This window comes from Streptomyces sp. NPDC042259 (assembly GCF_055582085.1).
This window is the reverse complement of the sequence record NZ_JBVJDW010000007.1, coordinates 178,565-200,269: the sequence shown is the minus strand read 5'-3', so window position 1 is coordinate 200,269 and position 21,705 is coordinate 178,565. Positions and strand designations below refer to the sequence as shown.

The 21,705-nt window shown below is 73.7% G+C and carries 17 protein-coding genes; 15 read left to right on the top strand and 2 right to left on the bottom strand.

What is annotated here, in order from left to right; translation table 11 throughout:
- The first annotated feature begins 49 nt into the window (after nucleotides 1-49).
- The 3 genes from ACZ6MA_RS20660 to ACZ6MA_RS20650 are packed head-to-tail and all read left to right on the top strand — an operon-like array spanning nucleotide 50 to nucleotide 2,936.
- Nucleotides 50-772: a DUF5819 family protein gene (locus ACZ6MA_RS20660; RefSeq protein WP_469435350.1), complete on the top strand. Its 723-nt coding sequence runs from the start codon at nucleotides 50-52 to the stop codon at nucleotides 770-772.
- Nucleotides 769-2,172: an HTTM domain-containing protein gene (locus ACZ6MA_RS20655; protein WP_469435349.1), complete on the top strand. Its 1,404-nt coding sequence runs from the start codon at nucleotides 769-771 to the stop codon at nucleotides 2,170-2,172. Before ACZ6MA_RS20660 ends, ACZ6MA_RS20655 begins: the two co-directional genes overlap by 4 nt.
- Nucleotides 2,169-2,936 carry a TrmH family RNA methyltransferase gene (locus ACZ6MA_RS20650; RefSeq protein ID WP_469435348.1) on the top strand — a complete coding sequence of 256 codons (768 nt, stop codon included), beginning with the start codon at nucleotides 2,169-2,171 and terminating at the stop codon, nucleotides 2,934-2,936. The genes ACZ6MA_RS20655 and ACZ6MA_RS20650 overlap by 4 nt, the downstream gene beginning before the upstream one ends.
- Before the next feature lie 27 nt (nucleotides 2,937-2,963).
- Here the strand turns inward: ACZ6MA_RS20650 and paaN are convergent, their stop codons facing one another.
- On the bottom strand, nucleotides 2,964-4,667 hold the full coding sequence (gene paaN / locus ACZ6MA_RS20645; RefSeq protein ID WP_469435347.1) for a phenylacetic acid degradation protein PaaN: 1,704 nt from the start codon (nucleotides 4,665-4,667) through the stop codon (nucleotides 2,964-2,966).
- 186 nt (nucleotides 4,668-4,853) lie between these two features.
- On the opposite strand from paaN, the gene ACZ6MA_RS20640 reads away from it, so the two are divergent.
- The gene (locus ACZ6MA_RS20640; protein ID WP_469435346.1) at nucleotides 4,854-6,374 is read left to right on the top strand and encodes a 3-hydroxyacyl-CoA dehydrogenase; all 1,521 of its coding nucleotides are present in this window, start codon (nucleotides 4,854-4,856) and stop codon (nucleotides 6,372-6,374) included.
- A gap of 2 nt (nucleotides 6,375-6,376) precedes the next feature.
- Nucleotides 6,377-6,970: a TetR/AcrR family transcriptional regulator gene (locus ACZ6MA_RS20635; RefSeq protein WP_469435345.1), complete on the top strand. Its 594-nt coding sequence runs from the start codon at nucleotides 6,377-6,379 to the stop codon at nucleotides 6,968-6,970.
- Nucleotides 6,971-7,183: 213 nt separating this feature from the next.
- Here the strand turns inward: ACZ6MA_RS20635 and ACZ6MA_RS20630 are convergent, their stop codons facing one another.
- The gene (locus ACZ6MA_RS20630; RefSeq protein WP_469435344.1) at nucleotides 7,184-7,693 is read right to left on the bottom strand and encodes an Lrp/AsnC family transcriptional regulator; all 510 of its coding nucleotides are present in this window, start codon (nucleotides 7,691-7,693) and stop codon (nucleotides 7,184-7,186) included.
- Between the two features lie 181 nt (nucleotides 7,694-7,874).
- On the opposite strand from ACZ6MA_RS20630, the gene pdhA reads away from it, so the two are divergent.
- From pdhA to ACZ6MA_RS20580, 10 genes are all read left to right on the top strand, one after another.
- The gene (gene pdhA / locus ACZ6MA_RS20625) at nucleotides 7,875-9,032 is read left to right on the top strand and encodes a pyruvate dehydrogenase (acetyl-transferring) E1 component subunit alpha (RefSeq protein ID WP_469435343.1); all 1,158 of its coding nucleotides are present in this window, start codon (nucleotides 7,875-7,877) and stop codon (nucleotides 9,030-9,032) included.
- Nucleotides 9,029-10,072, top strand: coding sequence for an alpha-ketoacid dehydrogenase subunit beta (locus ACZ6MA_RS20620; protein WP_469435342.1), 1,044 nt, complete (start codon nucleotides 9,029-9,031; stop codon nucleotides 10,070-10,072). The genes pdhA and ACZ6MA_RS20620 overlap by 4 nt, the downstream gene beginning before the upstream one ends.
- Nucleotides 10,072-11,547: a dihydrolipoamide acetyltransferase family protein gene (locus ACZ6MA_RS20615; protein WP_469435341.1), complete on the top strand. Its 1,476-nt coding sequence runs from the start codon at nucleotides 10,072-10,074 to the stop codon at nucleotides 11,545-11,547. The genes ACZ6MA_RS20620 and ACZ6MA_RS20615 overlap by 1 nt, the downstream gene beginning before the upstream one ends.
- 180 nt (nucleotides 11,548-11,727) lie before the next feature.
- Nucleotides 11,728-12,621 (top strand): NTP transferase domain-containing protein, encoded by an 894-nt coding sequence (locus tag ACZ6MA_RS20610; protein ID WP_469435340.1) that lies wholly within the window; start codon nucleotides 11,728-11,730, stop codon nucleotides 12,619-12,621.
- A gap of 380 nt (nucleotides 12,622-13,001) precedes the next feature.
- The gene (locus ACZ6MA_RS20605) at nucleotides 13,002-14,414 is read left to right on the top strand and encodes a molybdopterin molybdotransferase MoeA (RefSeq protein WP_469435492.1); all 1,413 of its coding nucleotides are present in this window, start codon (nucleotides 13,002-13,004) and stop codon (nucleotides 14,412-14,414) included.
- Between the two features lie 119 nt (nucleotides 14,415-14,533).
- Nucleotides 14,534-15,541 carry a potassium channel family protein gene (locus tag ACZ6MA_RS20600; RefSeq protein WP_469435491.1) on the top strand — a complete coding sequence of 336 codons (1,008 nt, stop codon included), beginning with the start codon at nucleotides 14,534-14,536 and terminating at the stop codon, nucleotides 15,539-15,541.
- A gap of 174 nt (nucleotides 15,542-15,715) precedes the next feature.
- Nucleotides 15,716-16,693, top strand: coding sequence for an NAD(P)H-quinone oxidoreductase (locus tag ACZ6MA_RS20595; RefSeq protein ID WP_469435339.1), 978 nt, complete (start codon nucleotides 15,716-15,718; stop codon nucleotides 16,691-16,693).
- Between the two features lie 291 nt (nucleotides 16,694-16,984).
- Entirely contained in the window at nucleotides 16,985-17,686 is a 702-nt protein-coding gene (locus ACZ6MA_RS20590; protein ID WP_469435338.1) for a hypothetical protein, read from the top strand.
- A gap of 211 nt (nucleotides 17,687-17,897) precedes the next feature.
- Nucleotides 17,898-18,659 carry an ABC transporter ATP-binding protein gene (locus ACZ6MA_RS20585; protein ID WP_469435337.1) on the top strand — a complete coding sequence of 254 codons (762 nt, stop codon included), beginning with the start codon at nucleotides 17,898-17,900 and terminating at the stop codon, nucleotides 18,657-18,659.
- Complete coding sequence (locus ACZ6MA_RS20580) at nucleotides 18,656-21,667, top strand: FtsX-like permease family protein (protein WP_469435336.1); 3,012 nt, start codon at nucleotides 18,656-18,658, stop codon at nucleotides 21,665-21,667. Before ACZ6MA_RS20585 ends, ACZ6MA_RS20580 begins: the two co-directional genes overlap by 4 nt.
- The last annotated feature ends 38 nt before the right edge of the window (nucleotides 21,668-21,705 follow it).

Below are 21,705 nucleotides of genomic sequence, written 5' to 3'. Positions count from 1 at the left end.
GTGTCAAGCCTGTGGATAACTCCGCGGCCGCTGTGCCTGGTGGGGCGGCGTGGGTACGGTTCGGGTGCACGGCAACGGGTGGCAGGCGGAATCGGGGCGGGATATGGAGTCGGACGACGGGCACGAGCGGACGGCCGGCATCGCCGGGCTGTCGCTCCCCTCACGCATCGCCGTCGCCGTCGGGGTGGCGGGTGCGGCGGTCGCGGTGGCGGTGCATCTGTCGATGATGTTCCTGCACGTCGCGCCGTCGAACACGGTCAGCAAGCAGCACGGGTCGGCCATCGACGACTACGTGTACCCGGAGTTCGAACAGAACTGGAAGTTCTTCGCGCCCAATCCGCTGCAGCAGAACGTCGCGGTGCAGGCACGCGCCGAACTGCGCGGCCCCGACGGCCGGGCCCGGGTCACCCCCTGGTTCGATCTGTCGGCCCAGGACGGTGCCGCGCTGCGTCACAACCTTCTCCCCAGCCACACACAGCAGAACGAACTCCGTCGTGCCTGGGACTTCTACGCGGGCACGCACGACGCGCGGGAGCAGCCCACCGGGACGCGCGGGAAATTGTCCGAGGAGTACATCCGGCGCATCGCGGTGCTCCGTCTGGGTGCCGGGCGGGACGGCCGGGCGGTCCAGCGGGTGCAGGTACGGGCCGTGACCACGGCCATAGCCCCACCGCCCTGGAGCGACGAGAAGGTCGACACGCGGCCGGTGCACCGCCTGCTGGGCTGGTGGCCGGTCACCACCGCCGATCTCCCGGAGGCGAAGAAGCGGTGAACTCTCCCCAGCACACGGACGCGACCCGAGAGCCCGAGGCGACCCGAGAGCCCGAGGCGGCCCGAAAGCCCGACGCGACCGACGGGGCCGGGCTCGCGGCCCGCGCCGACAGGGCGCTCGCCCGTGGCGTCAGCCGCGTCACCGGCTCCGCCCTGGGCGCTTACCAGACGGCCGTGATGCGGATCGGCCTCTCCTTCACCTGGCTGTTCTTCCTGCTCCGCGAGTGGCCCCACCGCCATGAGCTGTACGGGCCCGAGGGCCCGTGGAGCTGGGACATGGCCCGTCGGCTGACCGACGACAACCGTGCCTTCACCGCCCTGATGTGGTCGGACAGCGGCGCCTGGTTCGAGACGGTCTACGTCCTGGCGATCGTCTCCAGTGCCCTGCTGATGCTCGGCTGGCGCACCCGGACCATGTCGGTCCTCGCCATGATCGGGGTGCTGTCGCTGCAGAACCGCAGCATCTTCGTCGGCGACGGCGGCGACAACGTCCTGCACCTGATGGCCCTGTACCTGGTCTTCACCCGCTGCGGGCGGGTGTGGTCCCTCGACGCGCGCCGCGCCGCCCGCCTTGCCGCCCGCCGGGAGGCGGGCTCCGAAGGCGCCGGGACGGATCCCGGCGCGGGTGGCCGGGATGTGACCGGCGTGGTGCTCTGGACCCTCTGCGGTCTCGCCCTCGTCGTCGCCCAGGCGGCCGGTGACACCCGGCTGGAGTGGACGGCCGACGGTCCGGTGCCGGGCATCGGATGGGCCACGGTCTTCTGGGGCCTGTGGGCCGCCCAGGGGCTGTGGCGGCTCGTGCGGCACCACGCTCCGGGTGAGCCCCGCACCGTCCTGGACGCGTTCGCGAACCTGGCGCACAACGCCGCCCTGCTTGTCATCATGGCGGAGGTCTGTCTGATCTACGCCACGGCGGGCTGGTACAAGATCCAGGGCTCGCGCTGGCAGGACGGCACCGCGCTCTTCTACCCGATGCACATCGACTACTTCTCGCCGTGGCCCGCGCTGTCCCACGCGCTGGCGAGCAACGGGACCATCGTCCTCCTCCTGAGCTACGGGACCGTGGCCGCGCAGGTCGCCTTCCCCTTCACCCTGCTGAACCGGCGGGTGAAGAATGTCCTGCTCGCCGTGATGATGGCCGAACACGTCGGTATCGCCGTCACCCTCGGCCTGCCGTTCTTCTCCCTCGCGATGATCGTCGCGGACGCGGTCTTCCTGCCCACCTCCTTCCTCCGCCGCCTGGGCGCCCTCATCGGCCGGGCCAGCGAGCGGCTGCCCCTGGCCCATGGGGGCGCGGTCCCGGGCCCGCGCGAGAGCGAGGACGGGCCGGCCGGCACCCGCACCCTGGTGGGCCGAGCCGGGGGAGCCGGGCGGAATCCGGCCCGTAGGCTGAAGGCATGATCGAGGACGAGGCCGGAAACGCCCTGCGGCTCTGGGGCGAGGCGACCGGCGAAGCCGTGCTGCTCGACGGCTTCCACGCGCTGAAGCACGCCCTGCGCTTCGGCGCCGATGTGCGGGTGGCGGTCACCGCCGACAAGAACTCCGCCCTGGAACTCGCGGCCGAGCTGGCCGACGACCTGACCGAGGTGCTCGCCGAGCGCCTGGTCGAGATCCCGGTGCGGACCCTGCGGGAACTGCTGCCCAGGGTCCACCCCACCCAGATGGCCGCCCTGGCCGTCCGGCCCGCCCGCCGGACGAACCTCGACACCATGTCGCGGGCGCCCCGGCAGGCACCCGTCGTCGTTCTGGACAACCCCCGCAACCTCGGGAACGTCGGTGCCGTGATCAGGCTCGCCGCCGGGTTCGGGGCCACGGGCGTCGTCACCACCGGTGACATCGACCCCTGGCACCCGAACGCCGTACGGGCCGGCGCGGGACTGCACTACGCCACCGCCGTGGAACGGCTGCCGCTGCCCGAACTGCCGCCCGGCCCGCTGTACGCGCTGGACCCGGAAGGGGACGACATCAGGTCCATCCCCCTGCCGGACGACGCGCTGATCGCCTTCGGCTCCGAGCGCCACGGGCTCTCCCCCGAACTCAGGGAACGGGCGACCCGGTTGGTCGCCCTCCCCATGCGGCCCCAGGTCTCCAGCTACAACCTCGCGACCAGCGTGGCCATGACGCTCTTCCACTGGGCCGGGCCGGGCCCCGGCCCGCGTACATAACCCCTCGCCCGTCCGGCCGGACCCGCCTTACGACGGGCGGCGTACCTCGACCGTGCGGAAGCGCGTCGCGACGAAGGCGCTGTCGCACAGCACCGCGTTGGCGGCGGGGTTGCCGCCCGAGCCGTGGAAGTCGGAGAAGGCGGCCGTCTGGTTGACGTACACCCCACCGGTGAGGTTCAGGGAGAGCTGGGCGCACTCCTCCAGACAGGCGTCCTCGATCAGCTTCTCGACCTCCGGCGAGGTGGTGTACGCGCCGACGGTCATCGCGCCCTTCTCCCGGATGGTCCGCCGTAGCAGCTCCACCGCCTCATGGGCCGAGTCGACGGCCACGGCGAACGACACCGGGCCGAAGCACTCCGACAGGTAGGCCGCCTCGGCGTCGGGCTTGGCGCCGTCCAGCTTCACGATCACCGGCGTACGGACCGTGGCCTCGGGGAACTCAGGGTGGGCCACCGGCCGGGAGGCGAGAGCGACCTCGCCGAGCTGCGCGGCTGCCCCGATACGCTCCTTGACCTGGTCGTTCACGATGGCGCCCAGCAGCGCGTTCGCCCGGGCGTCGTCTCCGAGCAGCGCCTCGACCGCGCCCGCCAGGTCGGTGACCACCTCGTCGTAGGACTTGGGCCCGGCGTCGGTGGTGATGCCCTCGCGCGGGATGAGGAAGTTCTGCGGGGTGGTGCACATCTGGCCGCTGTAGAGCGACAGCGAGAAGGCGAGATTGCCGAGCAGGCCCTTGTAGTCGTCGGTGGAGTCGATGACGACGGTGTTGACCCCCGCCTTCTCGGTGAAGACCTGCGCCTGGCGGGCGTTGGCCTCCAGCCAGTCACCGAAGGCGGTGGACCCGGTGTAATCGATGATCCGGATCTCCGGGCGCGTGGCCAGCGTCTTGGCGATCCCCTCGCCGTCCCGCTCGGCGACCAGCGTGACCAGATCGGGGGAGAATCCGGCACCGCGCAGCACCTCGCGGGCGATCCGCACGGTCAGGGCCAGCGGCAGCACTGCGCGCGGGTGGGGCTTGACCAGGACGGCGTTGCCGGTGGCGAGGGAGGCGAACAGCCCGGGGTAGCCGTTCCAGGTGGGGAAGGTGTTGCAGCCGATGAGCAGTGAGACACCGCGCGGTACGGCGGTGAACTGCTTGCTCAGCGCCAGGGGATCACGCTTGCCCTGCGGCTTGGACCACTCGGCCGCGCCCGGGGTACGGACCTGCTCGGCGTAGGCGTAGGCGACGGCCTCCAGGCCACGGTCCTGCGCGTGCGGGCCACCGGCCTGGAACGCCATCATGAACGCCTGGCCGCTGGTGTGCATGACCGCGTGCGCGAATTCGTGCGTACGGGCGTTGATCCGCGCCAGGATCTCCAGACAGACCGCCGCCCGGGCCTCCGGGCCCGCCTCACGCCACTCGGGCATGGCCGCGCGCATGGCCGGCAGCAGCCGCTCGACGTCGGTATGCGGATACTCGACGCCCAGCTCCGGCCCGTACGGGGAGACCTCGCCCCCCGTCCACCCCTGGGACCCCGGCTGGTCGAGCTCGAAACGCTCGCCGCGCAGCGCCTCGAAGGCCGCCTGGCCCTCGGCCGCGCTCAGGCTGTCGGGCACGGCGCCCTCCGCCCCGTACGCCTTCGGGTGCTCGGGATAGGGGGACCAGTAGGCGCGCGTGCGGATGGCGTCCAGGGCCTGGTCGAGAGTGGGGCGGTGCTTCTCGATCAACTGGGCGGTGGTGAGTCCGGCGGTCACGGCTGACCAACTCCTTGTCGAGCTGGGCTCGGAGAGGCGACAGGCTTCGGGCAACTTCGGAAACAAGGTCGGGCGAAGACTTCGGGGGCCCATGAACACCCCCCGATAGATACAGTAACCGAACGATCGGTCGGGACAAGGGGGCCCGGCGAAGCTGTGGACAACTCATCGGGGAGGATCACCGACATGACCGCAATCGAGCCGGACCGCGCCGTCGCCGTCGTCGGCACGGGCACCATGGGCCAGGGAATCGCGCAGGTCGCCCTGGTCGCCGGCCACCCCGTGCGGCTGTACGACGCCGCGCCCGGCCGCGCCGAGGAGGCCGCCCGGAGCATCACCGCACGTCTCGACCGGCTGGTGGAAAAGGGCAGGCTCGCGGCGGCGGAGCGTGACGCGGCCCGCGCCCGGCTGCGCCCGGCGACGCGGGTGGCCGAACTCGCCGACGCCTCGCTCGTCATCGAGGCGATTGTGGAACAACTCGCGGCCAAGCAGAAGCTGTTCACGGAACTCGAATCGGTCGTCGACGACGGCTGTCTGCTCGCCACCAACACCTCCTCCCTGTCGGTGACCGCGATCGCCGGCGCCCTGCGCCTGCCCGGCCGTTTCGCCGGCCTGCACTTCTTCAATCCCGCACCGCTGCTGCCGCTGGTGGAGGTGGTCCGTGGTGCCGCCACGGACGAGGCGGCGGCACACCGCGCGTACGCCACCGTGGCCGCCTGGGGAAAACGGCCGGTGCATTGCGCCGATACCCCGGGCTTCATCGTCAACCGCCTCGCCCGCCCCTTCTACGCCGAGGCCTTCCGCGTCCACGAGGAGGGCTTCGCCGACCCCGCGACGATCGACGCCGTCCTGCGGGAGAGCGGCGGCTTCGCCATGGGCCCCTTCGAGCTGACCGACCTCATCGGCCAGGACGTGAACGAAGCCGTCACCCGTTCGGTCTATGAGGCGTTCTTCCACGATCCGAAATTCACGCCGTCGCTCGCGCAACGACGGCTCGTGGAGGCGGGGCGGCTCGGCCGGAAGTCGGGGCGTGGCTGGTTCTCCCACGGGGAGGGCATGGAGCGGCCCGCGCCGTATACGGCGGAGCCCTGCCCGGCACCCGCCGCCATCGCCTTCCACGCGGAGCTGCCCGGTCCCGCCGCCGTCCTGCGCGAGATGGCCGAGGAAGCGGGAATCACGATCGAAAGCGAGCGCACGTCCGCCGCGGCCGAGGGGTTCATCGCCCTGCCCGGCGGGGCGAAGCTCGCCCTGACCAGCGGTGAAGCCGCCACCACCGAGGCCTGCGGGCCCTACGTCTTCTTCGACCTGGCCCTCGACTACCGCACCTGTACCCGGATCGCCCTCGCGCCCTCCCAGCTCGCCTCCCCCGAGGACGTCCGGGCCGCGATCGGCCTGTTCCAGGCCCTCGGCAAGAAGGTCAGCGTCATCGGCGACGCACCGGGCATGATCGTCGCCCGTACCGTCGCGATGCTCGTCGACCTCGCCCACGACGCGGTCGGCCGGGGAGTGGCGAGCGCCGAGGACGTCGACACCGCCATGCGGCAGGGTGTGAACTACCCCCGCGGCCCCCTGGAGTGGGGCGACGAGCTGGGTGCGCTCTGGGCGGACCGGTTGCTGCGCCGCCTGCACGACGCATACCCGGGCGGTCGTTACGCCGTCTGTCAGCCCCTGCGCCGCCGTGCGGCCGTCGAAGAGAGCCTGCTCTAATCATGACCATGGCCAAGCGCGACACCTACACGCCCGAATCGCTGCTCGCGGTCGCCGTCCAGGTGTTCAACGAGCGGGGCTACGACGGCACGTCCATGGAGCACCTCTCCAAGGCGGCCGGCATCTCCAAGTCCTCGATCTACCACCACGTCAAGGGCAAGGAAGAGCTGCTGCGGCTCGCGATAAGCCGCGCGCTGGACGAGCTCTTCGCCGTCCTGCGGGAGCCCGCCGCCGAGGAGGGCCGGGCGATCGACCGGCTGGAGTACGTCACCCGGCGCACCGTGGAAGTGCTGATGAGCGAGCTGCCGTATGTGACGTTGCTGCTGCGGGTCCGGGGCAATACGGACACCGAGCGCTGGGCCATGGAGCGGCGCCGCGAGTTCGACCACGAGGTCGCCGAGCTGCTCAAGCGGGCCGCGGCCGACGGTGATCTCCGGGCGGACGTGGAGGTGCGGCTGGCGACCCGGCTGCTCTTCGGAATGATCAATTCCGTAGTGGAGTGGTACCGCCCCGGACGCGGTGGTGCCGCGACGAGCGACGAGGTCGCCGACGCCGTGATCGCCACGGCCTTCGCGGGGCTGCGTACGTATCGCTGAGGCCGCCCCGGCGCCCGCCGGACACGGCCCCAGGCCGTGCCCGGAAAGTCCCGCCTGGCCCGGGACGCCTGGCGCTGGGGGGCCTCCCAGCGGTAGCTGGGGGAACTCGCCGCGGTCTCGGGCCCGCCCCAGTGCGTCCAGTACGAGGGCGGCCCTCCGCCTTGCGAACGCACGCACCGGACGCCCCGGGCCACGCCCTGCGGGCGTACGGCGCTACTTTCCGGACACGGCCTCGCCTCCGCCCTCCTGGAGATCGGTCTCCTCGAAGACCAGCAGCGTGCGGGTACTCAAGACCTCCTCCATGGCCTGGATGCGGGTGAGGACCAGCTCGCGCAGGGCGCGGTTGTCCTTGGTGTGGACCAGCAACAGCACATCGAAGTCCCCGCTGACCAGGGCGATGTGGGCGGCGCCGGGCAGTGCTTGGAGCTTTTCCCGCACGCTGCGCCAGGAGTTCTGGACGATCTTCAGCGTGATGTACGCCGAGGCGCCCTGTCCGGCCCGCTCCTGGTCTATCAGCGCGCTGAACCCGCGTATGACGCCGTCGTCGATGAGGCGGTTGATGCGCGCGTAGGCGTTGGCGCGCGAGACGTGCACCCGCTCGGCCACCGAGCGGATCGAGGCGCGGCCGTCGGACTGAAGCATGTACATGATGGAACGGTCGATGTCGTCGAGCGGGCGCGCCGGCGCCCTCGCTCCCGACGTGGCCATCTGTTCCTCCGGCATACCGTCCCGCCTCCCCTTCATGGACACCCTGTCCATATCTCAGGTTGTGGATAACCGTTTGTCCACAGGCTCGGGCCGCCTGTAGCCAAAATGCGCCGACGACCGAACAATCGGTAGGGAGCGCGCGGGTTTCCCTCGGTAACGCGTTCCGGTCAAGCTCGTCCTTGAGGAGGTGCTCGTCATGACGGTCCTGGAGCAGCCCGGCTCGTACCGGCCCGCCCCGCCCCCTGCCTGGCAGCCCCGCACCGACCCCACGCCGCTGCTGCCCGATCCGGAGCCGTTCCGCCTGCTGGGCACCGACGCCGCCGCGGACCTGGATCCGGAGCTGCTGCGGAGGCTTTACGGGCAGCTCGTGCGCGGCCGCCGCTACAACACCCAGGCCACCGCGCTGACCCGCCAGGGCAGGCTCGCGGTGTACCCCTCCTCCACCGGCCAGGAGGCCTGTGAGGTCGCCGCCGCCCTCGCCCTCCAGGAGCGGGACTGGCTCTTTCCCAGCTATCGCGACACGCTCGCCGCCGTCGCCCGCGGTCTGGACCCCGTCCAGGCGCTCACGCTACTGCGTGGTGACTGGCACACCGGTTACGACCCGCACGAGCACCGGGTGGCACCCCTGTGCACCCCGCTGGCCACCCAACTCCCGCACGCGGTCGGCCTCGCGCACGCCGCGCGCCTGAAGGGGGACGACGTCGTCGCGCTCGCCATGGTCGGCGACGGGGGCACCAGCGAGGGCGATTTCCACGAGGCGCTCAATTTCGCCGCGGTCTGGCAGGCGCCGGTCGTCTTCCTCGTGCAGAACAACGGTTTCGCGATCTCCGTGCCGCTGGCGAAACAGACCGCCGCCCCCTCCCTCGCCCACAAGGCCGTCGGTTACGGCATGCCCGGCCGTCTGGTGGACGGCAATGACGTGGCAGCGGTCCACCAGGTCCTGTCCCAGGCGATGCGACGCGCCCGCGGCGGTGGCGGCCCCACCCTCGTCGAGGCCGTCACCTACCGCGTCGACGCCCACACCAACGCGGACGACGCCACGCGCTACCGCACTGACGGCGAGGTCGAGATGTGGCGCGCGCACGATCCGATCCTGTTGCTGGAACGCGAGTTGACCGGCAGGAAGCTGCTGGACGAGGACGGCATGGAGGCCGAGCGGCAGGCCGCCGAGCGGATGGCCGCCGACCTGCGCGAGCGGATGAACCAGGATCCCGTGCTCGATCCGATGGATCTCTTCACCCATGTTTACGCCGAGCAGACCGACCAACTGCGCGAGCAGGCCGACCGGCTCCGGGCCGAGCTGGCTGCCGCCGAGGAACTCTCCCCCGGCCACCAGGAAGGAAGTCAGCGATGACCGCCGCGGCCCTCGACACCGCCCGTAAACCCGTCTCGATGGCACAGGCACTGGGCCGGGCACTGCGGGACGCCATGGCCGACGATCCGGCCGTGCACGTCCTCGGTGAGGACGTCGGCGCGCTGGGCGGGGTCTTCCGGGTCACGGACGGGCTGACGAAGGAGTTCGGCGAGGACCGGTGCACGGACACGCCGCTGGCCGAGGCGGGCATCCTGGGCGCGGCCGTGGGCATGGCGATGTACGGGCTGCGGCCGGTGGTCGAGATGCAGTTCGACGCCTTCGCCTACCCCGCGTTCGAGCAGCTCATCAGCCATGTGTCCCGGATGCGCAACCGCACGCGCGGCGCGATGCCGATGCCGCTCACCGTGCGGGTGCCCTACGGCGGCGGGATCGGTGGCGTCGAGCACCACAGCGACTCGTCCGAGGCGTATTACATGGCGACGCCAGGCCTCCACGTGGTCGCGCCGGCGACCGTCGCCGACGCCTACGGGCTGCTGCGGGCCGCGATCGCCTCCGATGACCCGGTGATCTTCCTGGAGCCCAAGCGGCTCTACTGGTCCAAGGCCGACTGGTCACCGGACCGGCCCGAGCGGGTGCCGGGCATCGGCCGGGCGGTCGTCCGGCGGGCGGGCACGTCGGCGACGCTCATCACCTACGGACCGTCCCTGCCGGTCTGTATGGAGGCCGCGGAGGCGGCCACCGCCGAGGGGTGGGATCTGGAGGTCGTCGATCTCCGGTCGCTGGTCCCCTTCGACGAGGAGACGGTCTGCGCGTCCGTGCGGCGCACCGGGCGGGCCGTCGTCGTCCACGAGTCGACGGGTTTCGGCGGGCCGGGCGGGGAGATCGCGGCCCGGATCACCGAGCGGTGCTTCCACCACTTGGAGGCGCCGGTGTTGCGGGTCGCCGGGTTCGACATCCCCTACCCGCCCCCGATGCTCGAACGGCACCATCTCCCGGGGGTGGACAGGGTGCTGGACGCGGTCGCCCGGTTGCAGTGGGAGTCGGAGTGGACCACGGGTTCCGAGGGGGGTACGCGCTGATGGCCGTGGTGCGTGAGTTCACGCTGCCCGACCTGGGGGAAGGGCTTACCGAGGCGGAGGTCGTCCGCTGGCTCGTCGACGTGGGCGACGTGGTCGCCGTCGACCAGCCGGTGGTCGAGGTCGAGACGGCGAAGGCGATGGTGGAGGTCCCCTGCCCCTACGGCGGCGTGGTGACGGCCCGGTTCGGCGAGGAGGGCACGGAACTCCCGGTGGGGGCGCCTCTGCTGACGGTCGCGGTCGGCGATGAGGCCCACTCGGGCGCCGGCCCGGAGGGCTCCGCCGGCCCCTCCGCCGCGACATCCCCCGCCGAGGGCGAGGGATCGGGGAATGTGCTGGTCGGGTACGGCACCCAGGCCCCCGCCGCACGCAGGCGCCGCGTCCGCCCCGAGGCGGCCGGCTCCCGAACGAACCCGGGCCCCGCCGACCGGCCCCCGGTGGCGACGGCGCCGAAGACGTCCACGTCCACCCCCACATCCGCGCCCGCCTCTGCCTCCACGGCGACGGCCGGAACCCCGTCCAGGCCTCCGGCCGCTGCGGAGTGCGCCTTGGACCCGGCTTCCGTTGCCGTGGCGGTGATATCGCCGCTCGTACGGCGGCTCGCCCGTGAACACGGTGTGGATCTGCGGCAGGTCCGGGGAAGCGGCCCGGAGGGGCTCATCCTCCGGGTGGACGTCGAGCGCGCCGCGCGCGCCCCGGAACAGGACGGGCGGACGGCCGGAACCGGGCCGGTAACCCACGTCGCCGCCACGCACCCGCACCCGGTGCGTACGGGCACGAAGGAAACCGGGGCCGAGCGCATCCCCCTGCGCGGAGTGCGGGGCGCGGTCGCGGAGAAGCTGAGCAGGAGCCGGCGGGAGATACCGGACGCCACCTGCTGGGTGGACGCGGACGCGACGGAGCTGATGGCCGCGCGCCGGGCGATGAACGCCGGTGACGGCGAGAAGGTATCGCTGCTGGCCCTGCTGGCGCGGATATGCACGGCCGCACTGGTCAGGTACCCGGAACTCAACGCGACCGTGGACACCGAGGCGAGGGAGATCGTGCGGCTGCCCGGGGTGCATCTGGGGTTCGCCGCCCAGACCGAACGCGGGCTGGTCGTCCCCGTGGTGCGGGACGCCCATACGCGGGACGCGGTCGGGCTGTCCGCGGAGATGGCCCGGCTCACGGAGGCGGCACGCACGGGCACGCTCGCCCCGGCGGAGCTGACCGGCGGCACGTTCACCCTGAACAACTACGGGGTGTTCGGAGTCGACGGCTCGACGCCGATCCTCAACCACCCCGAGGCCGCGATGCTCGGAGTCGGCCGCATCGTGCCGAAACCCTGGGTGCACGAGGGGGAGTTGGCGGTGCGGCAGGTGGTGCAGTTGTCCTTCACCTTCGACCACCGGGTCTGTGACGGAGGTACGGCGGGCGGCTTCCTGCGGTACGTGGCCGACTGCGTCGAGAGGCCGGCGGTGCTGTTGCGTTCCCTGTGACGGAAGGAGTGGGCCAATGCGGGCGGGACCGATGAGGGCGGGCCCTACGAATGCGGGGCCCTCGGCGGGCGGGTCCGTGAGTGACGGAAGGCCGGGTCTGCCGCCTCGCCGGGGTCCCGGCCCCGGCGGGTGGCGGGGCCGGGACCGGCTCAGGGCTGCCGGGAGAGCCATACTCGACGGATGACTGGTTACGACGCGGTGGTGCTCGCCGGCGGCGCGGCGCGCAGGCTCGGCGGGGCGGACAAGCCCGCCGTGCGCGTGGGCGGACGCACACTGCTGGACCGGGTGCTCGGCGCGTGCGCGGACGCGGGTGTGACCGTCGTGGTGGGGCCGCGTCGGCCGACCGCGCGAAGCGTCCGGTGGGCGCGTGAGGAACCGCCCGGCGGCGGCCCGCTCGCCGCGCTCGCCGCCGGCCTCGCGCACACCGCCGCGGCCGGCACGCTCGTCGTCTCCGCCGACCTGCCCTTCCTGCGGGCGGAGACCGTACGGGCCCTGCTCGCGGCCGCCGCCACCGATGACGTCGACGGGGTGCTGCTCCGCGACGCCGACGGCCGCGACCAGCCGCTCGTCGCCGTCTACCGCACCGAGTCACTCCGCCGTGCGCTGGAGTTGCTCGCCACCGAGCACGGCGGCCTCGCCGGGCTGCCGCTCCGGTCGCTCACGGCCGGATTGTCGCTCGGCCGGCTTTCCCACCCCACAGCCTCTTTCGATTGCGACACCTGGGAGGACGTTGCCGCCGCTCGCGCGCGCATCAGGGACGATGGGAGCGTGCTGGATGAATGGATTTCCGCGGCCAAGGCCGAGCTGGGCATCGATCTGGATGTCGACGTGACCGCCCTTCTCGATCTCGCGCGCGACGCCGCGCACGGTGTGGCCCGCCCCGCGGCGCCCCTGACGACGTTCCTCGTCGGCTATGCCGCCGCCCAGCGAGGCGGCGGGGCCGAGGCCGTGGCCGAGGCGACCTGCAAGGCCGTCGCGCTCGCCGCGAGATGGGCCGAGGAAGCCCAAGGAGAACCAGGGGCTCCAGGGGCGGGCGGCGCCGGCCGGACGGACAAGGCGGGGGGCGCGACGTGACCGAGCGGGACGCGGACGCCGCGCTGGACCGTGCCGCCGAAGAGGCGCTGGCGTTGTTCGCCGACGACCGCAGGGCGCGGGACGACCGTCGGGAGAGCCACATGCGCCGCCCGCAACGCCCCTCGGACCCCGCGGAAACCGTGCGCTGGAACGTGGCCGACTGGGACGCCGCGGACTGGGGCGGGCACCTGCCCCACGAAGCCGACGGCAGTGGTCCAGCCGAAAGCTCTTCCGGCAGCCCGTCCGACGCCTCCTCCGACGGCCCGTTCGCCTCCTCCTCCTCCTCCTCGTCCGACGGACCGTCCGACGCTTCCTCGCGCGGGACCTCCCAGGGTTCCTCGTTCCACGACGAGTTGTTCAACGGCGACCCCTTCCGCGACATGGCGCCCGCCGACGGGCCCATCTCCGACGCCGCCGCACCTACGGCCCCCGCCGGGGCGGCCGAGCCCACGGAGTCCGCTGAGCCCGGCCGTCCCGCCGACGTGCCGGGCGAGGCCGCCGTGGCCCGCTCCCATGCCAGCTCCTGGCACGCCGCCCGTGCCGCCGCCGCCCGTGCCGCCCAGTCGCTCCCGTCGGTCGTGCGCCCACTGGGCGAGGCTCTGGGCCATGTCCTGGCCGCGCCCCTCGCCGCGCTCACCGATCTGCCGTCCTTCGACACCTCCGCCATGGACGGCTGGGCCGTGGCGGGCCCCGGCCCCTGGCGGCTCCCGTCGGCGGACGCCGCCCCCGAAGGCCCCCACACGAGCCCGGACACCAGCACCGACACCAGCACCGGCATCCTCGCCGGGCACGCCGAGGCCGCGCCGCTCAGCGACGGCCGCGCCGTCCGGATCGCCACCGGCGCCCGCGTGCCCCCCGGTGCCACGGCCGTCCTGCGCAGCGAGCACGGCAAGGTACGGGCAGAGGGCCGCGAGCTGTACGCCAGCCGGCACATCACCCAGGGCCAGGACATCCGGCCGCGGGGCCAGGAGTGCCGCCGGGGTGACGAACTGCTGCCCGTCGGCGCCCTCGTCACCCCCGCCGTGCTGGGCCTCGCAGCCGCCGCGGGGTACGACGAGCTGTGCGTCACCCACCGCCCCCGGGTCGAGATCCTCGTCCTCGGTGACGAACTGCTCCGCGCCGGTCTGCCGCACGAGGGCCGGATCCGTGACGCGCTCGGCCCCATGCTCGCCCCCTGGCTGCGCGCGCTCGGCGCCGAGGTGACCGCGACCCGGCACGTGGGCGACGACCCGGAGGCCCTGCACACCGCCGTCTCCGCGTCGGACGCCGACCTCGTCGTCACCACCGGCGGCACGGCCTCCGGGCCCGTCGACCACGTCCGTCCCACCCTCCGCCGGCTCGACGCCGAACAGCTCGTCGACGGTGTGGAGGTGCGACCGGGCCACCCGATGCTGCTCGCCCGTCTCGCCCCCGGCCGGCACCTGGTCGGGCTGCCCGGCAACCCCCTCGCCGCCGTCTCCGGGCTGCTGACGCTCGCCGAGCCGCTGCTCCGTACGCTCTCCGCGCGCCCGGCCCCGCCTCCCTACCGGGCGCGGCTGACCGAGGCGGTCCAGGGGCATCCCGTCGACACGCGCCTGATCCCGGTGGTCTACCAGCACGGCGACCGGGTGCGCCCCGTCCGGTTCCACGGCCCCGCGATGCTGCGCGGCCTCGCCGCGGCCGACGCGCTGGCCGTCGTCCCGCCCGGCGGTACGGACAAGGGCGCCGAGGCCGAGATCCTCGACCTGCCGTGGACGGCCGACGGCATCGGCATCGGCGCCGACCTGCACCCCGGCCCCGGGGGCGCACGGTGAAACTGCCCCCTCATGACATCACCGACCGTTCCACGCACCCGGATCCGGGTGCCGCCCCGTCCGGCCAGCACGGCGTCTCCGCCGCCGACCGGGCCGGTCAGCACGACACCGAGCACCGGATCCTGTTGCCCCGCTACACGGCGGGCCCGCTGCGGCAGGTCGCCCGGCGGCTGCTCATGGCGCTGCTCGTCATGGTCGCGACGGTCCTCATCGTCTACTCGGACAGCGCCGGTTACCACGACAACTCCGACAACGAAGTCGACTTCCTCGACGCGGTCTACTACTCCACCGTCACCCTGTCCACCACCGGATACGGCGACATCGTCCCGTACAGCGACAGCGCCCGACTGAGCAATGTGCTGCTCGTGACGCCGCTGCGCGTTCTCTTCCTGATCATCTTGGTCGGCACCACGCTTGAGGTCCTCACCGAGCGGACCCGTGAGCAGTGGCGGCTGACCCGCTGGAGGTCCGCCTTGCGCGAGCACACCGTCGTCGTCGGATTCGGCACGAAGGGCCGGTCGGCCGTGCAGACCCTCACCGCGACGGGGCTGGCCAACGAACGGGTCGTGGTCGTCGACCCGAACCCCAAGGTCGTCGAGTCGGCGACCGCGCACGGCTACGCGGGTGTCGTCGGTGACGCCACCCGCAGCGATGTGCTGCTGCGCGCCGAGATCCAGAAGGCCCGTCAGATCATCATCGCCACACAGCGCGACGACACCGCCGTGCTCGTCACGCTCACCGCGCGCCAGCTCAACCGTGGCGCGAAGATCGTCGCTGCCGTACGGGAAGAGGAGAACGCCCCTCTGCTCCGGCAGTCCGGTGCGGACGCGGTGATCACGAGCGCGAGCGCGGCGGGCCGGCTGCTCGGGCTGTCCGTGCTCAGCCCCAGCGCGGGCACGGTCATGGAGGACCTGATCCAGCAGGGCAGCGGCCTCGATCTGGTCGAGCGGCCGGTGGTCAGGTCCGAGGTGGGTCTCGGGGTGCGGGACACGGGCGACCTGGTGGTCTCCGTCCTGCGCGGGCACCGGCTGATCGGCTACGACGACCCGGAGGCGAGCCCGCTGAAGGCCACGGACCGGCTGATCACGATCGTACGGGCGCGGCGGCCCAACGGGGCCGGGGAGTAAGCAGACCGTAGGCCCGTCGCGGGCCCATCCGTGAGTCTTCGCCCGCGCCCGCCCGCTCTCGTGAGCGGGGCGGGCCGCAGGCCACGCCAACGCCCTTCGCCGGCCCGGAATCCCGACGGAAACGGGCCGGCGCATCACGTGTGCACCACAGGCCCCGGGAGTAGCCTCGCGAGCATGCATGCGATCACCATTCCCGAACCCGGCGGACCCGACGCTCTCGTCTGGGCCGAGGTCCCCGACCCGGTACCCGACGGGGGAGAGGTCCTGGTCGAGGTCGTGGCCAGTGGCGTCAACCGCGCCGACCTGATGCAGCGGCAGGGCTTCTACGACCCGCCGCCCGGTGCCTCCCCCTACCCGGGGCTGGAGTGTTCCGGCCGGATCGTGGCGCTCGGCCCCGGCGTGAGCGGCTGGTCGGTGGGTGACGAGGTCTGCGCGCTGCTGTCCGGTGGCGGGTACGCGGAGAAGGTCTGCGTACCGGTGGGCCAGCTGCTGCCCGTGCCCGACGGCATGGACCTCGTGACCGCCGCCGCGCTGCCCGAGGTGACGGCCACGGTCTGGTCGAACGTGTTCCTCGTGGCCCAGCTGCGCCCCGGCGAGACGCTCCTCGTGCACGGCGGCGGCAGCGGCATCGGCACCATGGCCGTGCAGTTGGCGAAGGCCGTGGGGGCGCGCGTCGCGGTCACCGCGGGCGGGCCGGAGAAGCTCGAACGCTGCCGTGAGCTGGGCGCGGACATCCTCATCGACTACCGCGAGCAGGACTTCGTCGAGGAACTGGACAAGGTGACGGGCGGGGTCGGCGCGGACGTCATCCTCGACATCGTCGGGGCGAAGTACCTCCAGCGGAACGTGGACGCCCTCGCCGTCAGCGGCCGGCTGGCGATCATCGGCCTCCAGGGCGGCCGCAAGGGCGAACTGGACCTGGGCAAGCTGCTCACGAAGCGGGCGGCCGTGACGGCGACCTCGCTGCGCGCGCGGCCGCCGGCGGAGAAGGCGACGATCGTGGCGGCGGTCCGGGAGCACGTCTGGCCGATGATCGCCGGTGGGCGGGTACGCGCGGTGGTCGACCGGACGATGCCGATGCGGGAGGCCGCCGCCGCGCATCGGGTGCTGGAGGAGAGCTCGCACGTGGGCAAGGTGCTCCTCACGCCGTGACAGCGCGCCGGGCAAGCCCGGTGGCGAAGACGGGCCGGTGAAAGTCCGGCGGTGAAACGGGTGGGGCCGGTGCCGGGGGGCACCGGCCCCACCCCTTTCGTCCCCTCCTGTGCCGCCCTATGCCGCCTCTCCCGGCGCGCCCGTAAGCCGCCGTCACCCAGTGCCCTCCCGCCACCCCTTGTCAACCATTCGGCCCCCATGTCACCCACCTGGCCGTTCAGCGGGCACATGGTCCGGGGGCGTGTGAGGCTTGCCGTGTCGGGAGGGGTGGCTCCTGCGAAGGGTGGCGCCGTGGGTGGTGGAGTACGGACGACGTCCGGGACCAGAGGACGTATCAGCGCACGAGCCGGTGCACGAGGCGGGGCACAGGCCGGGCCCCGGACCGGGTGGCTCGCGCGGGCGGCCGGGCTGGCCTGCACCGCCGTCCTGCTCATAGCCCCCGCCGCGCACGGTGCGGACCGGGCCGTCCCCAGCGATCCCCCACCGTCCGAGCCCCCTGCCTCGGCCCCGCTCGCTCCCCTGCCCCCGCTCCGCGCGCTCCCCTCCGCGTCCCCTTCGTCCCCCCTGCTCTCCGAGCGGCTCGCCGGGAGCGTCGCCGGGGAGGGGCGCACCCACCCCGGCCGGGCCACCCCGCCCGTCGACAGCACGCCCGCGCCCACGGCGTCCGGCGGGTCCGACGCCCCCTCCGCTTCCCCTGCGGCCTCACAGCCGCCTGCCGAGAGCCCGCGGCCGGGCCGGGCGCCCGCAGTGTCGCCCAAGCCGCCCTTCAACACCCCGCCGCCCCGGGCCCGCCTCGAAGCCGCGCAGCCGTACGCCCCCGGGCCCGCCCCGGGGACGTACGAGCCGGGTGAGCCCCCCGTGGACGACGCCGGTGGGGCTGAGCACGCCGAGGGGGCGGCCGACCCGGTCATGCGCGTCCTGCCGCTCGGCACCGGCATGACCCTCACCGGCCTGGGCCTGGGATTCCTCGGGCTGCGTCTGCGCCGGGGCTGAACCGGACCCTCACCCCCCGGGGCCGGCCCGTGCGGGGAGCGGTCCGCGCATGGGCCGTGCATCGGTTCTGTCCTCCGAACGGGTGCGCGAGGTATACATAACCGCCGCGAGTACCACCGCGACCGCAGGCGCTCGTGGGCCCGGCCCCCGCCCGCCGACCGGCGCGCCGACCGGCCCACCGCCCGGCCCACGCAAGGGGAAGCACCGCACCATGACCGGTTCAGCGCCGCAGGCCAGGACGCCCCTGCCCGGACGGCCCGTACTGGAGCTCAGGAGCCTCACCCGCACCCATGGCACCGGGCCCGCCGAGGTGCACGCCCTGTGCGGCATCGACATGTCCGTGCAGCCGGGGGAGCTGGTGGCGGTCATGGGACCGTCGGGATCCGGGAAGTCGACCCTGCTGACGCTCGCGGGCGGGCTGGACGTGCCCACGTCCGGGCAGGTGATCGTGGAGGGGCGGGACATCGCGACGCTGAGCCGGCGCGCGCTGGCGGCCATGCGGCGCCGGTCGATCGGCTACGTGTTCCAGGACTACAACCTCGTGCCCGCCCTCACGGCCGCCGAGAACATCGCCCTGCCCCGCGAGCTGGACGGCGTGCCCACCCGCAAGGCCCGCGCCGAGGCGATGGAAGCGCTGGCCGAGCTGGACCTCACTGGCGTCGCCAAGCGTTTCCCCGACGAGATGTCCGGCGGTCAGCAGCAGCGCGTGGCCATCGCCCGCGCCCTCGTCGGCGACCGCCGCCTCGTCCTCGCCGACGAGCCGACCGGCGCCCTGGACTCGCGGACCGGCGAGGCGATCCTCGCGCTGCTGCGGGCGCGCTGCGACGCGGGCGCGGCGGGCGTGATGGTCACGCACGAGCCGCGCTACGCCGCCTGGGCCGACCGGGTGGTGTTCCTGCGCGACGGCACGATGGTCGACCAGACGCTGACCGCCCGCGCCGAGGCACAGCTCGCGGCCGGGGAGATGCGGTGAAGCGCGTATCCGGCATACGCGTGCCGCGCGTCACGGGCATCCCCGCCTGGCGCGCGGCCCTGCGGATCGCCCGTCGCGACGCGCTGCGCGCCAAGGCCCGCAGCGCCCTCGTCGTCGTCATGATCGCACTGCCGGTGCTGGCCGTGACCGTGGCGGACGTGACGTACCACAGCGCGGGCCCCACCCGGGCGCAGGAGATCACCCGGGAACTGGGCGCGGCGGACGCGCAGTTCAGCGACGCCGGTTACGGCCCGGGGCCGATCGTGCAGATGCCCGACGCGAGCCGCCTGGGCACCCCGCGCGGCAGCGCGGACGAAACGGCCGACGACCCCGCCGCGGGCCGGCCCGTCGACGTCGCGGCCGTCCTCACCGCGCTGCTTCCCCGGGCCACCCGCACCGTCACCTCCCAGGACGTCGACGGCCTGGTCCGCACGGCGCACGGGCTGCGGCGCGTCACCGTCCGGGAGATGCCCGCCGCCGACGCCCTGCTGCGCGGCAAGGTCGAGGTCCGTCGTGGCACCCTGCCCGACGAGCCCCAGGAACTGGCCGCCACCACCGCGTTCCTGGGCTCCTCCGGGCTGCACGTCGGCTCGCACACCCGGATCAAGGGCCTGGGCCGGGAGTTCCGGATCACCGCGGCCGTGGAACTGCCGGGCGAGCTGGACGGCGAGTACGTCATCGCCCGGCCGCACGCCGTCATCGAACCGTGGCGGGCCCAGGCGGAGCGCGACAAGCGGGCCGCGCCGCCGCACCCGCTGCCCAAGGAGTACTACGTCGCCGCCAAGGGCGGAGTGACCTGGCATGACGTGAGGGCCGCGAACGAGCGCGGCGTGCTCGTCCGCTCCCGTGCCGTGCTGCGCGACCCGCCGCCGGACGCGGCGGTGCCCGCCGCCCGGACGCCGGGCGTCGGCATCGGCCCCGGCTCCGCCACGGACACCGGCCTGGGCTCGCGCCGGGCCACCGTGGCGCTGGCGACCGTCGCCGCGATGGCGGTCCTGGAGATCGTGCTGCTCGCGGGCCCGGCCTTCGCCGTCGGGGCCCGCCGCGCCCGCCGTCAGCTCGGTCTGGTCGGCATCTGCGGTGCCGACCGCGGCCAGATACGGGCGGTGGTGCTGGCGGGCGGCGTGGTGCTCGGCACGGCCGGTGCCGTCGTCGGGGTCCTCCTCGGGCTCGGGCTGAGCGTGCTGTGCAGACCGTTGTTCGAGGAGTGGGCCGGGCAGCGCTTCGGGCCGGTCGACGCCGTTCCGTCGCACCTGCTGACCATCGTCGGCCTCGGGGTGCTCACGGGCGCGCTGGCCGCGCTCGTCCCCGCGCTCGTCGCGGGGCGGCAGTCGGTGCTCCAGTCGCTGGCCGGCCGGCGCGGAGTGCGCCACGGTTCCCGGCTGCTGCCGGGGCTCGGCCTCGCGGCGATCCTGCTGGGCGGCGGCCTGGCCCTGGTCGGCGGGGCGACGGGCAGCGGCTGGGCGGTCGTCGCTGCGGGCTCGGTCGTGGCCGAACTCGGCATGCTGGCGTGTGTGCCCCTGCTGGTCGGCGCCTGTGCCCGGTTCGGCGGCCGACTGCCGCTGGCCGCCCGGATCGCGTTGCGCGACGCGGCCCGCAACCGCGGCCGCACCGCCCCCGCCGTCGCCGCCGTGACCGCCGCGGTGGCCGGCACGGTCGCGATCGCGACGTACACGGTCAGCCTGGCCGCCGAGGACCGCTTCACGTACGAGCCGCTGCTGCGGCCCGGCACCGTCGCGCTGCTGGTCGACTCGTACGCGAACGAGGGCGGTCACCCCGAGAAGGCGCTGCCCGCCCTCCGCCGAGCCATGGAGCACGCGCTTCCGGTCACCGGCGAGCGCGCCGACGTCGACCGGGTCTGGGCGGGCGCCGACTGCTACACCCGCGCGGCCGGGGGCTGCGGCGAGATCGAACTCGTCCGCCCCGACATCCACCGCTGCCCGCTGGAGGGACCGGCCGGCCGGGAACTCGCCGAGCGCCTCGACGCGGCCGAGCACCGGCGGCTGCGGCGCGGTCCCGAGTGCGTGGACGCGGGCGGCTTCTCCTCCATCGGCGACGCCGGGGACAAGGTCCTGGTCGGGGACGCCCGGCTGCTGCGCACCTATGTCGGACTGCGCGACCCGGCGGCCGAACGGGCCCTGGCCGAGGGCAGACCGGTGCTGCTCAACAGCGCCTACGCGCAGGACGGCCGCGTCCAGCTGAAGATCACCGCGACCGGTGAGCCCCGCACGGCGCCCGGCCCGCACGACACGCCCGGCCCCGTCGGCCGGGGCGACCACGGCAGTAGCCGTAACAGCGGCCACAGGGGCGCCACAGCCCCCACCCGGCCCACCCTCCCCGAACGGGCCCGCAAGGTCTTCCTCGACGCCTACGTCGCCCCCGAGGCATATGCCGCCACGCCCGGTGTGCGGCTGATCCTGCCCGCCGTCCTCGCCCACCGGCTGAACCTGCACACCGCCCCGGCGGGATCCTTCTACGCCGTGCGCCACACCCCCGGAAAGGACGAGGAGGAACGGGCGAACGCCGTCCTCGACCGGGGCGACGCGGCGACCAGCCTCTACATCGAGCGCGGGCCCCAGACCGACGGGGACGACTTCCTCCTCATGGTCCTCGCCGTCTTCGCGGGCCTGGTGACCATCGGGGCCGCCGTCGTCACGACCGGGCTGGCCAAGGCGGACGCGGAGGCCGACCTGACCACCCTCAGCGCGGTCGGCGCGCCACCGGGCGTACGGCGCGGCTTCGCCGGCTTCCAGTGCGCGGGCGTCGCGGGGCTGGGCGTGCTGCTGGGCTCGGTCGCCGGAGTGGTGCCCGCCGTGGCGCTGCGCCTGGTCGACGGGCGCGACGCGCTGGCCGCCATGCGCCGCGATCCGCTGGTCCCCGCCCACACCCCGATCGAACTGCCCTGGCCCACGCTGACGGTGCTCGCGGTGGGCGTCCCGGTGCTCGCCGGTCTGCTCGCGGCCTGCTCCACGCGGTCCCGCACGACACTGCCCCGGCGCCCGGGCTAGGCCCCGACGCGCCGGAGCGCGACCCGGGGCGTGTGAGG